This is a genomic window from Lysobacter sp. yr284 (assembly GCF_900107375.1).
Lineage (GTDB): Bacteria > Pseudomonadota > Gammaproteobacteria > Xanthomonadales > Xanthomonadaceae > Lysobacter.
The window spans coordinates 303,375-316,445 of record NZ_FNPT01000004.1 but is presented as its reverse complement, the minus strand read 5'-3'; the positions used below and the strand labels follow the sequence as shown (position 1 = coordinate 316,445).

The 13,071-nt window shown below is 67.4% G+C and carries 11 protein-coding genes and 1 pseudogene; 9 read left to right on the top strand and 3 right to left on the bottom strand.

Annotated elements, in window-relative coordinates; all coding sequences use genetic code 11:
- Position 1 precedes the first annotated feature (1 nt).
- The 6 genes and pseudogenes from BLV01_RS09765 to BLV01_RS09740 form a co-directional block, all read left to right on the top strand.
- Positions 2–1,360 (top strand): annotated as a pseudogene (locus BLV01_RS09765) (trehalose-6-phosphate synthase); the annotation flags it as partial.
- 128 nt (positions 1,361–1,488) lie between these two features.
- Positions 1,489–2,556, top strand: coding sequence for a glycosyltransferase family 4 protein (locus BLV01_RS09760; RefSeq protein WP_091798087.1), 1,068 nt, complete (start codon positions 1,489–1,491; stop codon positions 2,554–2,556).
- An 11-nt stretch (positions 2,557–2,567) separates the two neighbouring features.
- Positions 2,568–4,685 (top strand): amylo-alpha-1,6-glucosidase, encoded by a 2,118-nt coding sequence (locus BLV01_RS09755; protein WP_091798084.1) that lies wholly within the window; start codon positions 2,568–2,570, stop codon positions 4,683–4,685.
- A 239-nt stretch (positions 4,686–4,924) separates the two neighbouring features.
- On the top strand, positions 4,925–5,164 hold the full coding sequence (locus BLV01_RS09750) for a hypothetical protein (RefSeq protein WP_091798081.1): 240 nt from the start codon (positions 4,925–4,927) through the stop codon (positions 5,162–5,164).
- A gap of 28 nt (positions 5,165–5,192) precedes the next feature.
- Positions 5,193–5,375: a DUF3606 domain-containing protein gene (locus BLV01_RS09745; protein ID WP_091798079.1), complete on the top strand. Its 183-nt coding sequence runs from the start codon at positions 5,193–5,195 to the stop codon at positions 5,373–5,375.
- A 15-nt stretch (positions 5,376–5,390) separates the two neighbouring features.
- On the top strand, positions 5,391–7,085 hold the full coding sequence (locus BLV01_RS09740; protein WP_091798076.1) for an ABC1 kinase family protein: 1,695 nt from the start codon (positions 5,391–5,393) through the stop codon (positions 7,083–7,085).
- Positions 7,086–7,169: 84 nt separating this feature from the next.
- On the opposite strand, the gene BLV01_RS09735 is transcribed toward BLV01_RS09740, so the two are convergent.
- The gene (locus tag BLV01_RS09735) at positions 7,170–7,847 is read right to left on the bottom strand and encodes a DUF6766 family protein (RefSeq protein WP_091798269.1); all 678 of its coding nucleotides are present in this window, start codon (positions 7,845–7,847) and stop codon (positions 7,170–7,172) included.
- Between the two features lie 115 nt (positions 7,848–7,962).
- Here BLV01_RS09735 and BLV01_RS09730 point away from each other — a divergent pair, with 115 nt between their 5' ends.
- Both BLV01_RS09730 and BLV01_RS26805 read left to right on the top strand, forming a co-directional pair.
- Positions 7,963–8,580 (top strand): ferritin-like domain-containing protein, encoded by a 618-nt coding sequence (locus BLV01_RS09730; protein ID WP_091798073.1) that lies wholly within the window; start codon positions 7,963–7,965, stop codon positions 8,578–8,580.
- 398 nt (positions 8,581–8,978) lie between these two features.
- Positions 8,979–9,260 carry a hypothetical protein gene (locus BLV01_RS26805; RefSeq protein ID WP_254782576.1) on the top strand — a complete coding sequence of 94 codons (282 nt, stop codon included), beginning with the start codon at positions 8,979–8,981 and terminating at the stop codon, positions 9,258–9,260.
- 78 nt (positions 9,261–9,338) lie between these two features.
- Here the strand turns inward: BLV01_RS26805 and BLV01_RS09720 are convergent, their stop codons facing one another.
- Together BLV01_RS09720 and BLV01_RS09715 are read right to left on the bottom strand one after the other, a co-directional pair.
- Positions 9,339–9,878 (bottom strand): DUF3060 domain-containing protein, encoded by a 540-nt coding sequence (locus BLV01_RS09720; RefSeq protein WP_254782575.1) that lies wholly within the window; start codon positions 9,876–9,878, stop codon positions 9,339–9,341.
- A 29-nt stretch (positions 9,879–9,907) separates the two neighbouring features.
- A complete protein-coding gene (locus BLV01_RS09715; protein WP_091798067.1) occupies positions 9,908–10,414 on the bottom strand; it encodes an H-NS histone family protein in 507 nt (168 codons plus the stop codon).
- A gap of 1,092 nt (positions 10,415–11,506) precedes the next feature.
- Here BLV01_RS09715 and BLV01_RS09710 point away from each other — a divergent pair.
- Positions 11,507–13,018, top strand: a complete 1,512-nt coding sequence (locus BLV01_RS09710; protein ID WP_091798064.1) for a glyoxalase superfamily protein — start codon at positions 11,507–11,509, stop codon at positions 13,016–13,018.
- Positions 13,019–13,071: the final 53 nt, after the last annotated feature.

Genomic DNA, 13,071 nt, shown 5'->3' with positions numbered 1-13,071 from the left:
CATGCCCCGCACCGTGATCGTGTCCAATCGCATCGCCCTGCCCGGCGCGCAACGTCCCGGCGGGCTGGCCATCGCCTTGCTGGCCGCGCTGCGCGAAAGCGAAGGATTGTGGTTCGGCTGGAGCGGCCGCAGCGGCGCCGCCACCGAGATACCGCAGCGCTACCGCGAGCGCGGCATCGACTACGCCACGCTCGACCTCAGCCAGGACGATGTCGACGATTACTACCGCGGATTCGCCAACCGGGTGCTGTGGCCGCTGCTGCATTCGCGGGTCGACCTGGTCGACTACCATCGCGAATGCAGCGACGGCTACCAGCGGGTCAACGCCGGCTTCGCCCGCGCGCTGGCGCGCGAGCTGCGCGGCGACGATGTAATCTGGGTCCACGACTATCACCTGATCCCGCTGGCCGCGCAGTTGCGCCGGCTCGGCGTCGGCAACCGTATCGGCTTCTTCCTGCACGTGCCGTTCCCGCCCGCGGACCTCGCCGCGACCCTGCCGCACCACCGCGAACTGTTCGACCCGCTGCGCGCCTACGACCTGATCGGCCTGCAGACCCAGGCCGATGCGGCGCATCTGGCCGAGTACCTGCAAGCCCATGCCGGCCTGCGTCCGCCCGGCGATGGCCGCTGGCGCAGCGATGAGACACGCGCGACCCGCATCGGCGCGTTCCCGATCGGCATCGACACCGACGCGATCGCCGCGCAGGCTGCCGATGCCATCGCCCTGGCCGAAGTGCGGCGCCTGCGCGACAGCCTGGGCGGCCGGCGGCTGGTGATCGGCGTCGACCGTTTGGACTACTCCAAGGGCCTGCCCGAACGCATGCGCGCGTTCGAGCGCCATCTGCAGCGCCATCCGGACCTGTGCGGCCAACTCACCTATCTTCAGATCGCCCCGCACTCGCGCAGCGACGTGCCCGAGTACCGCAGCCTGCGCGCCGAACTCGAAGCGCTGGCCGGCCACGTCAACGGCGCGCACGCGCGCCCGGACTGGACCCCGATCCGCTACGTCAACCACGACTACCCGCACAGCGCGCTGACCGGCTTCTACCGTAGCGCCTCGGTCGGCCTGGTCACGCCGCTGCGCGACGGCATGAACCTGGTGGCCAAGGAATACGTTGCTAGCCAAGCCGCGGCCGATCCCGGCGCCCTGGTGCTGTCGCGCTTCGCCGGCGCCGCGCAGCAGTTGCACGAGGCGCTGCTGGTCAATCCGCACGACGCCGACGAGGTCGCCGACGCGGTCGCTACGGCCGCGCGTATGCCGCTGGCGCAACGGCGCGAGCGTTGGGCGGCGATGATGGCGACCCTGCGCGCCAGCGACATCGGCGCCTGGCGCCGCGGCTTCCTGCAGGCGCTGACCGAGACCGCGCGCGAACCGGCCCAGGACGGCGCCCGCGCTGCGCCGTCGCCCAGTGTGGCCGCGCGCGGCCTGGCCGCGCTGGCGCCCGCGCCGCTGCTCGTCCCCGGTTCCCTGCTCAGCAAAGGCACGCTATGAAGATCGCGCAGATTTCCCCGCTCTACGAAGCGGTCCCACCGCGCCTGTACGGCGGTACCGAGCGCGTGGTCGCGCACCTGTGCGACGCGCTGGTCGAGGCCGGCCACGAGGTGACCCTGTTCGCCTCCGCCGACGCCGCCACCCGCGCCAAACTGGCGCCGGTGCGCGACCGCGCTATCCGCCTGGACGACAGCGCTTTCGCCTCCGGCACCGCCAACCTCGCCGCGCACCTGAGCCAGATGCACGAAGTGCGCCGCCGCGTCGCTGAGTTCGATGTGCTGCACTTCCATGTCGACCTGCTGCATTTCCCGTTCTTCGAAGACTGCGCCGACCGCACCCTGACCACCCTGCACGGGCGGCTGGACCACAAGGACATGGCGCCGGCGTACAAGCGCTGGCCGCGCTATCCGCTGGTCTCGATCTCCAACCATCAGCGCCGGCCGCTGCGCCACGCGCGCTGGCTGGGCACGGTCTATCACGGGCTGCCGCCGCAGTTGTTCGCGTTCGCGCCGCGCCCGGCCGGCGGCTATCTCGCCTTCCTCGGCCGCATCTCCCCGGAAAAGCGCGTGGACCGCGCGATCGAGATCGCGCGCCTGGCCGGCTGGCCGCTCAAGATCGCGGCCAAGGTCGACCGCGCCGACCGCGACTACTTCCGCGACACCATCGCGCCGCTGCTGGACGCGCCGGGGATCGAGTTCATCGGCGAGATCGGCGACGCCGACAAGGCCGCGTTCCTCGGCGAGGCCGCCGCGTTGCTGTTCCCTATCGACTGGCCCGAGCCGTTCGGGCTGGTGATGATCGAGGCGATGGCCTGCGGCACGCCGGTGATCGGCTGGAACTGCGGCTCGGTTCCGGAGGTGATCGACGAAGGCGTCACCGGCACGGTGGTGGATTCGGTCGAGGCCGCGGCCGCGGCGGTGCGCGCGGTCGCCGGTTACGACCGCGCGCGCATCCGCAGCGTGTTCGAACGGCGCTTCTCGGCCGCGGCGATGGCCCACGACTACCTCGACCTGTACGCCGGTCTGGCCGGTCGCGGCGGCCGCGCGCTGCAGCTGAGCGCCTGAGCGCGGAACCGATGGACGCCGCCGCCACCGCCGCCCTGTACACCAGCCATGTGCTCAAGGACGGCGACAGCTTCCTCATCGCCAACGGCTACGGCGACATCGCCGGCCCAGCCGAAGGCCTGTTCCACAACGACACCCGCCTGCTGAGCGTGTACCGGCTCGGCATCGGCGACGGCCGTCCGGCCCTGCTCAGCGCCGCGGTCTCGCGCGACAACGCGTTCTTCGTCGCCCACTTGACCAATCGCGCGCTGTCGCCGATCGGCGACACCGGCACGCCCGAGGGACTGGTCCACATCGCGCGTACCCGCTTGTTGCTGGGCGAGCGCATGTACGAACGCGTCGCCTGCACCAACTACGATTCGCGACCGGCGGTGCTGCCGCTGCGGTTCGAACTGGCCGCCGATTTTCGCGACATGTTCGAAGTGCGCGGCAGCGTGCGCAAGGCCCGCGGCGAGATGCTCGCCACCCGCGACGACGGCAGCCGCCGGCGCTTCCAGTACCGCGGCCTTGACGGGGTGCTGCGCAGTTCGTTCATCGCCTTCTCGCAGGCGCCGCGCGCCGAGGACGGGGCTGGCCTGGACATCGTCCTGCGAATCGAGCCCGGCGGCCACAACGAGCTGTACGTCGAAGCCGGCATCGACAGCGACGACGACGCGCCCTCGCGCGCGCGCTTCCGCCAGGCCGCAACCCAGGCGCGCCTGCGCATGCGCCACCGCCGCCGCCGCGGCGCCCACATCGGCAGCAACGGGCCGCTATTCGACGAATGGATGCGGCGCTCGCGCTCGGACCTGGCGTTGCTCACCAGCGAACTGCCGAGCGGGCCGTATCCCTACGCCGGCATCCCGTGGTTCTCCACGCCGTTCGGGCGCGATGCGGTGATCACCGCGCTGCAGACGCTGTGGCTCGATCCCGGGCTGGCGCGCGGCGTGCTGCAGTTCCTGGCCGATCACCAGGCCCAGGAGGATTCGGCGTTCCTGGATTCGGCGCCTGGCAAGATCCTGCACGAGACCCGCAAGGGCGAGATGGCCAGCCTGCGCGAACTGCCGTTCGGCCTGTACTACGGCGGCGTCGACACCACCCCGCTGTTCGTGATGCTGGCCGGCGCCTACGCCAGGCGCAGCGGCGACCGCGCCTTCATCGACCGCTTGTGGCCGGCGCTGCGCGCGGCCACTGCGTGGATCGAACGCGTTTGCGACGCCAATCCCTGGGGCCTGCTCGACTACGCCCGCGCCGAGGCCAGCGGCCTGGCCAACCAGGGCTGGAAGGACAGCGGCGATTCGGTGTTCCATGCCGACGGCCGCATTCCCGCGGGCCCGATCGCCTTGGTCGAAGTGCAGGGTTACGCGTTCGCCGCGCTGCGCGCGATGGCCGAACTCGGCCGCCGCCGCGGCGACGAGGCCGCCGCCGGCTGGGACGCGCGCGCCGAGCGCCTGCGCGCGACGGTCGAGGACAGGTTCTGGATGCCCGAAGCGGGCTATTACGGTCTGGCCTTGGACGGCGAAGGCCGCTTGTGCGAGGTGCTCGCCAGCAATCCCGGCCACTTGCTCTACACCGGTTTGGCCGATGCGCAGCGCGCGCATGCGGTGTCTGAGCGACTGTTGTCGAACGCGTTCTATACCGGCTGGGGACTACGCACTCTGGCCAAGGGCCAGCCGCGCTACAACCCGATGTCCTACCACAACGGCTCGGTGTGGCCGCACGACAGCGCGCTGTGCGCCAGCGGGATCGCCCGCCAGCACGGTCGCGAGACCGCCGCTCGCGTGCTGCGCAGCGCGTTCGAGACCGCCGTTCATTTCGACATGCGTCTGCCGGAACTGTACTGCGGCTTCACCCGCCGGCCCGGCGCGCCGCCGATTCCCTACCCCGTCGCCTGCCTGCCGCAGGCCTGGGCCGCGGGATCGCCGTTCATGTTGTTGCAGGCCTGCCTGGGCGTGGAGATCGATGGCGAGCACGGCGTGGTCCACGTCGACCGCCCGCGCCTGCCGCCGGGCATCGACGACGTGCGCGTGCGCGGGCTGGTGGTCGGCGAGGAACGCGTCGATCTGGTGTTCAAGCAATTTGGCGAGCGCGTGGGCGTGTTCAGCGAAAGCCGTTACGCCAATGCCATTCCGGTCAACCTGCGCAACTGAGTGGCCGGGTGGCGCGGCAAGGATTGCGCAGTGCGAAAAATATTCCGGGACCTGTGCGGCCGGGTTCGGCGCAGACCGTCCGTGCGACGCGCGTAGCGCCGTCTTTCCCCGGGGTTTGCGTAGATCGTTGTGCGTCCGGCGCCGGCGTTCGCGCGCGCCGGCGCTGGCACGCGGCTTGCTTCGCCTGTTCATGCCGCAGGCCGCCGCGCCTGCCCTGGGCCGACATGCACCGTAGCGCCATGGATCACGAAGACCGACCCGCCCGCGCCGAGCTCGAACGCGCGCTCGACCGACTCGACAGCGCCGTGCAGGCGTGGATCGACGATCCGCCGGAGCGCGAAGTGCTGGAGGTCGAGTTCGAGCAGGCCGTGGCGCGGGTGCTCGAACAGGCCGGCGCGATCGACTACGGCTACGTCGGCGCGCGCATCCGCGGCAGCATCGAACGCTTGTTCGGCCACGACCGGCCGCAGCGCTCGTGAATCCGCACCCCACCCACAGGAGACCGGCATGAGCGACGACAGCCACCGACGCGGCCCCGAGGACCGCGCCCGCATCAGCCTGGAGCAGGCCCACGAGTTGCGTTACTGGACGGAGCGCTTCGGCGTCGACGAACGCCGCCTGCGCGAGGCCATCGCCGCGGTCGGCGTATCGGCCGACGCGGTGGAACGGTACCTGCGTGCGAACGGCTGATCCGGCGACGCGCTCATGAGCGAGACTCCCGGCCGCACCGGCGGCGACAACCGCGCCTTGCGCGCGGCGCGCATCCTCGCCTTCGTCGCCAAGTACCGGCACATCGCTGCATTCTCCGAGTTGGCGTCCGCGCACGGCAACGCGCTGGCACCTCAGCCCGGCGCGGCGCCGGACGCCGAGGCGTTCGTACGCGACCTCGAATCGCTGGGCCCGGCCTTCGTCAAGCTCGGCCAGGCGCTGGCCACGCGCCCCGACCTGCTGCCGCCCGACGTGCACCGCGCGCTCGGCCGCATGCACGACCGGGTCGAGCCGCGATTGCCCTACGACGTGGTGCGCGCGCGGATCGAGGACAGCCTGCAAGTGCGCCTGACCAAGGCGTTCAAGGACTTCGATCCCGACCCGCTGGGAAGCGCCTCGCTGGCGCAGGTGCACCGCGCGCGCCTGCGCGATGGGCGCGAGGTCGCGGTGAAGGTGCGCCGGCCCGGCATCGAACACGTCATCGCCACCGACCTGGACATCCTCAGCCGGCTCGCGCGCACCGCCGACAAGGTCACCCAGACCGGCCGCCGCGTGCACTTCGCCGACTGGCTCGACGAATTCCACCGCAGCTTGTTGGGCGAACTGGACTACTGCGCCGAAGCGCGCAACCTGGAACGGTTCGCCCGGCATCTGGCGCCGTATCCCGGGTTGTACGTGCCGCAACCGGTCTGGAGCCTGTGCGCGCCGGCGGTGGTGACGATGGACCTGGTGCACGGCCGCAGCGTACTCGCGCTGTCGGGGCTGCTGCGCACCGAGCGCGATTTCTGCGGCCTGGCCGCCGACCTGCTGCGCGCCTACCTCGACCAGACCTACCTGCACGGCGAGATCCACGCCGATCCGCATCCGGGCAACGTGCTGCTGGCCGGCGACGGCCGGCTGGCGGTGATCGACCTGGGCATGATCGTGCACGTGCCGCCGCAGCGGCGCGAGCGCCTGCTCAAGTTCATGCTCGCCGCGCTCGACGGCCGCGGCGAGGACGCCGCCAGCGAGGCCATCGGCGTGGCGGTGCGGCTGGAGAGCTTCGACGAGGTGCGCTACCGGCGCGAGATCGGCCACCTGGTCGGCCGTTATGCCGTGCGCCAGGCCGACGACGGCCTGGCCGAGGGCAGCCTGTTGATCGAAGTGGTGCGCATCTCGGTCGCCTGCGGCCTGCGGCCGCCGGCCGAACTGGGCATGCTGGGCCGCACCTTGCTGAATCTGCAACAGGTCGCGCACGCGCTCGCGCCGCAGCTCGACATCGAAGCGGTGGCGCGCCCGCACCTGCAGCGGCTGATGCGCCAGCGCCTGACCCGTTCGCTGTCGCTGTCCGGACTGGCGGCCGAGTCGCTGGAACTGCAGGGCCTGCTGCGCGACGGACCGCGCAAGCTGCAGGCGCTGCTGTCGTTGCTGGCCGATAATCGCCTGCAGGTCTCGGTCGCGGGCCTGGAGGAATCGCGGCTGATGGAAGCGCTGCAGAAGATCGCCAACCGCATCAGCACCGGAGCGATCGCTTCGGCATTGATCATGGCCTCGGCGATCATCATGCGGATCGACACGCCGTACACGCTATTCGGCTACCCCGCTCTTGCCCTGGTCTTGTTCCTGATTGCTTGTTTGCTAGGCCTTGGGTTAATCGTCAGCGCTCTATTCGGCGATCGCAAGGCTCCCTCGCGTAGATTGCCGCCGCCGTAGATTGGCCGGGACTTTCGTCTAACAAGCGGCCGAAATCAAAGCATTTATGTAGCAGCCTGGCGCACGAATCCGGTTTCGGTCCGGCTAAGTGCCGGTCTGCCTATGCGGCGCCTGCGTCGGCTTGGACTCCGGTGACCTGTCCTCGCGCAGGAAGATCGACAGAACCACGATCGACAGAACGGCGAGGAACTCGCTCTGCCAGTTCTGAAACGACTCGAACCAGAATGTCGAGCCGAGCATGTGGTCGCTCAACGCTACCGGCGCGCGGCCCTGCAAGCTGCGCTCGTCGTTCTCGTGGCGCCAACTGCCATAGCCGTGCAGTACGAACGAGGCCAGGAACAGAACAAGGAAAGCGATGGTCAGGGAATGCGAGTACAGCCGACGCCACAGGCCGCCCTTTCGCACCGGCCACGGCGTCGGGCCCGGATCGATCTGCTCGGGCTCGTCCTCAAAGCCGCGTGACTCAGCCGACCCCAGCTGCCGCAGCCACACCGTCAGCAGTACGTACATGCCCATCTGCAGGAACTCGCTTTCCCAGTTCTCGAAGGTCGCAGAAAGAAAGTGCCCACTGTCGAAGTAAGCCAGCAGATCCAGCGGTGCCCGCCCCTCGCGCAGCAGTTCTTCGTTCCAGGCCGCATGACCGGCCAGAATCTGGCCAAGGAGAAATACCAGGAAGATCGCGGCGAGCACCAGGCTCAGGCCGTTTCGCCGAAAAAGGTGGGTTCGCGTCGCATCGGGACTGCGCTCTAGAGCAAATGGAATCGCAGTTACGATCCGCCGGTCGGCGTTAGCGCGGTGTTCACGCGAACGTTCACCACCCCTGAATTTCGGCGCCTTTACCGTGTCCGCACGCCAGCAACACAACCGGAGAACACCGATGGCCAGCAAGCGACACGATCGCGCCCAGTTAAACGAATTGCTGTATCAGGCTCTGGAAACCGAAAGTGGAGGCATCCAGATCTACGAGACGGCAATCGAATGTGCGGTCAACGCGGATTTGCGTGATGAATGGCAAGGCTACCTCGACGAAACCCGCCGCCATCACGAAATCCTGACCACGGTGCTGACTGAGCTAGGGCTCGATCCGCAGGCGAGTTCGCCCGGCCGAAAAGTAGTCGCGCATATCGGCGTATCACTGGTGAAGGCGATGCGCATGGCGATGGCCGCAGGCGACCCCCAGGCCGCCGAACTGGTCGCGGCCGAATGCGTGGTGCTGGCGGAGACCAAGGACCATCAGAACTGGGAACTCATCGGTCATGTCGCCAAACACAGCAGCGGCAAAGAAGCCGCCACGCTCATGGAAGCCTATGAGCAAGTAGAGAAGGAAGAGGACCATCACCTATATCACACCAAGGGATGGGGCCGCGAGCTGTGGATCGCCAGCCTTGGATTCAAGGCGGTGCTCCCGCCGCCCGAAGAGGTCAAGCACGTGGAAACCGCGATCGGCGCCTCGCGTGCTGAGCAAGCTCGCGAGCGAATGCTGAAAAAGAACTGATTGAACGCTCCGGCGCAGCCTCGTTAACCTCGCCGGTTTTCACGTAATCGACAGCGTTGCAGCACGTTAGAAGTGATCGGGCCCAAAGCCCAGCCCAGAGAAGAAAATATCCGGGATGGGTATGCGGTCATGCATTTGTGCAAGTGCCTAGATCGAGCGGTGCGCGAACTCGCACCCGCAGCCCACCTAACTCTTCGGATCTGTCCAGTGCGACCTGGGCTCCGTGCCTGGAGGCGATCTCGCGCACGATCGCCAACCCCAAGGCCGCTACCGTCGATGCCGGCGCCGAGCTCGCGGTGGAAGCGGTCAAACACCCGATCGAGCGGATGTTCGGGGATGCCTGGGTCGCTGTATTCGACCGTTAGCGACATCATGTCGTCCATCGTGACGGAGCCCCCTTGGATGCGGCCGCCCAGCGGCGCGTAGCACATCGCGTTCTCAACCAGGTTGCGCACCAGCACCTGCAGCTCGCGCTCGTCGCCGATGCATTCGCAACCACGACTGCCGCCCTTCTGCTCGCTCGCCACGTCGGTAGGTTGTCGTGGGGAGTTTTGACCAAGACTGCCTGCGGGTTGGCCATGTTGGTGGCCGGCACTTCGAAGGCCTTCGGCGAAGCGCTTGAGGTGCTTATCACCGTAAACGGGCGCTTGATACTGGCCGGGGCCAATATTCTTAACTAGCGAGTTCCTCAGCGCGGCGCGCCGAACGACGCATCGCTGCGGTAAGTACAAAGTCCTATATCGACGCGAAGCGGAAGATCAGATCACCTTGTTTCCAGTGCCCTGATCGTCCAGCTGCGGCTCATTGTCGGTGTTGACCGAGTTGCCCTGGCCTTTGAACGTCACCTGGCGGTAGTTGCGTCCCAGCAGCGTGTTCCGATCGCCGGCGATGGTAGCGTGCCCCACCTCGGTCATGTTGAAGGTGTTGTCCGAGCCGATCGCTTCCAGCGTCTCGACCTTCTCGTTGAGCACTGTAACCTTGGTGCCCTCAACGCGGATCGACTGGGCGTGGTCGACGTTGACCGATCCGTTCGATCCCGTGATGACCACCGCGCCACACTGGCCGTTTAGGACCGTCTCGAAATCGTTCTTGGTGATGCGTACGTTCGCCCCCTGACTGCAGGTGGCGCCGCTAGCGGGGTCCACGAGTTCGTTGGACATCGCAGCGCCGACGCCCCCACCTGTGCCGTCGGTGCAAGCGACCGCGGCGAGGCACAAGGCCGACAGGGCGAGCAGCCGCGTGTAGCACCGCAGGTGATCGGTGCCCGCGCCGTTGTGTTGTTGGATTTGAGCCGTCATCGAAGCGTCCTTGTTTGGAAACGGGTGAATCACTGGCCGGCTGCCTTTTTCGCAGGCCTCGTAGCCTTCTGGGCCGCCTTCTTCCCGGTCTTCTTGGCAGCGCCTCGCGAAGCTTTCGTCGTCGCGGTGCTGGCGGGTGCCTTGACGGGCGTGCCATCGATGGCGGGGAAGCGCGCCCCTTCGTTGGCCTTGCGCCAAGCCTTGCCCTCGGCGCCCTTCTCCCACGCCGCGAACGCGACCGGGGTTCGGCCGCGCCCGGTCCAGGTCTCGCCGGTAGGCAGGCGGTACTTGGGCGCCACCCTGCCGATCTTTCGAGCACGGGCGGCACGCGCCGACACATTGGCAGTTTCGGCGCCCAACTCACTTCCGAAGATTTTCGCCAGCTTGCGGCGCTGCGCCGGCGTCAGCACCCTCGCGTATCGCTGAAGAACCTCGATCGCTTTAGGAACTTCGGAGTCGCGCTTCTCGACCAACTTCTTCTGGGCTTCCAGCTGCTTGATCTCGGCGTCGATCGACTGGAGTGTGGTCAGGGCCACTGGGGTCGTCCTATCGGGGGAAACCTCGGTTATAGCATCGATCGCGATTTCGCCAAGTCGGTACCGGACGCGCCTGGAGTCACCAGGATTTCGTGAACACTCGCCGCTACCCACGCTGACAATTGCGTAGCGCCCGACCCTGCAGCCCCGGCGAATACAAAACGACGCCAGCCCGCGCGGCGCACCGACACAGCCAACGCGCCGCAGTCCATTACGGGGAGTCTGACGTTATGTCCGCCCACGCCCCCGAACCTTCGCTTGCCGGCGCCCGCTCGCGCGCGTAGCGTCTCCCGAATCCCCCGGTGTCAGGAACCCGCGGCGATGAAAGCGCTGCCCCAGGCCAGGTTGGTCGAGCTCGCCCGCGCCGGCGCCGTGCGCGGCTACACCCTGCACGGCCGCGCCGACGGCTACGTCCTGTCGGTGCAGTACGGGCTGTACGAGGCAGTGCTCATCGCCAAGCGCGGCAGCGCCCACCGCTTCGCCCGCCTCGACCCCGCCCTCGCCCTGCTGTGGACCATGCGCACCCGCGACGGAGGTGCGCCTGGCCGACGCCGGGCGGCCCCCACGGCCCTACCGCTGCGGCCGCCCCGCCGGCCGGGCCGCGCGTCCGGTCGCCCCGCGGCTCGCTGCTCTGAGCCGCCGCGATGCCCCTCTCGATCCGCCGCGCTAAGGCGCGCGCCGCCGCCCGGCTCGACGCCCTTGAAGTCGGCGAGACCTGGGACGCCCACGACGCCAAGCGCGCCTTCAATTTCTAGCGCCACTGGGCCGCGTCGGTGGCATACGCGTCGCGGGGCTGCGCGGCCAGTAACTGGACCTGGAACAGCAGGTGCGGGACACCCCGCCGACGTTCGCGCGGCTCCATCGCTTGGTGGACAGCTCAGCGCCCACTGAGTCCCCAGCGCCCCCAAACCGCCAGGGGGTATTCCTTGACCGGACAGTGCGGCGTATATTCAGCCGTGGTTGCCGTCGCCTGCCGCACGCGCCCTCAGGGCAAGACGAAGACGGAAAATACTGCAGACCAACCCAGAAACCATTGTTTCCATGGGCGGCCCGCAATGCGTGCACCGGTCGTATCGCCCAGGAGAACAAACAATGGACATTCCGCAGTTAAAGCTGCTGGCCGGCCGTATTCGCGCCCAGCTCCAGCAATCGTCATGCTCCATCGGACACAGCCAGGCGCTGGATCTGATCGCCGCCTTACCCGGCCTGCGTAACTGGCCGGAAGTAATGGCGTTCCCGCGACGTGTCGCAGCCTGCGAACTTGACACAACGTCAGTTTCGCGACTGGCCTATCGGATCAACAAGAAGTTCTCGCTCCAGGTAGGGCCGAAGGAATTGTTCGCCGCGCTCACTAAGGGCGAGGACACGCCGTCCGCCGGCTCGCTCGAAGTGTGGCCGGGCGGTCCGTTGCCGGGTGTCTATGTGACAACTTCACCGGAGGCGATCAATGCGCTGCTTGCTTGCTACGAGGACGCCACGGACGGGGGGCTCGTCTACGCAGAGGAAGCCGCGAATGGATGGGAAGGGAGCATCGACCTTGGCGAATATGGCCTGTGGTCGACCGGGATCGACCGACTGCCCAGCGGAACCTTATTGGTAGTCGGCCCCATCAAGCTGGATCAGTCCACGTGGAAGAGCACCGCGGAACGACTGGAAATGGCATGTCTTCACGCGCTAAATTCAGAACATCGCGTGGCCGTCCTGGTGGACACGCCGACGCCGGATCGGCTCTGCGAGGATATTGACCTGATGGTCAGGAAATTGCGGCAAGAAGAGTCAGACATCCATACGGCGTTGCAAGGCGTCGTCAGCGAAGAAGGCGAACTCCAGGATCGCCGACCATTCTCGCGAGGGTATCCCGAACCGGAGTTGATCCAGGCGCAGACGGACCTGGATGCGATTCCGAGGGCGGCGCTCGAGCCGCTGCGCAAGGAACTGATGTCGCGGACCCACGGCATGGTGCTCTTCGGCGCGTCGAGAATCACCGAACACACTGCCTACGAACAACTATCTGCTGCGTTGTCACTGACGGAACACGCCGGTCCGGCAGCCAGAATCATGCCGCGACACCGGAGCACGCCGGCCAAGGACTGGATGGTGCCTGAGCCGATCAAGCAGTTGCCGTTCTTGCCGTCGATAGAAAGCGCGTACGCACAGGGTTACCGACGCATGCTTGTAGATGCTCATTACACGCAAGGCGATGCTTGGCTGGAGTACGACGACGTCCTGTTCATGGGTGCGACGTACGGGCACGACGTGACGGATGTGGCCCTGAATCTGATCACTCGCAGCGGGCGGCGCGAGGCCAAGACACTGCAGGGAATCGTCGCAGTGCTCGGGGTTCTGTATGTTGAGGGCAAGAAAGGTCCACTCTGCGCCAGCGATCTGTTCGTTCGAGGAGATAAGACGGGCCCAACGGGAACGGAATGGAGGGAGTTCGACGAGTTCCTGCGAGCGCACCGGGCCCTATGTTGGGAGGACGAGTTGTCCGCCCTGTTGGATGCTGACGCTGTCACTGTGGCCAGCGTAAAGAAATCGGATCCGCGGAATAGATATCTCAGAGAGTTCTTCGCCCGGCGCAAGGAAATGAAGAAGGTGTCTTAGTCGCGATTCGAGCCGGCCCATGATGTCGTGGGCCGGTGTCATTTCCGGTGCCG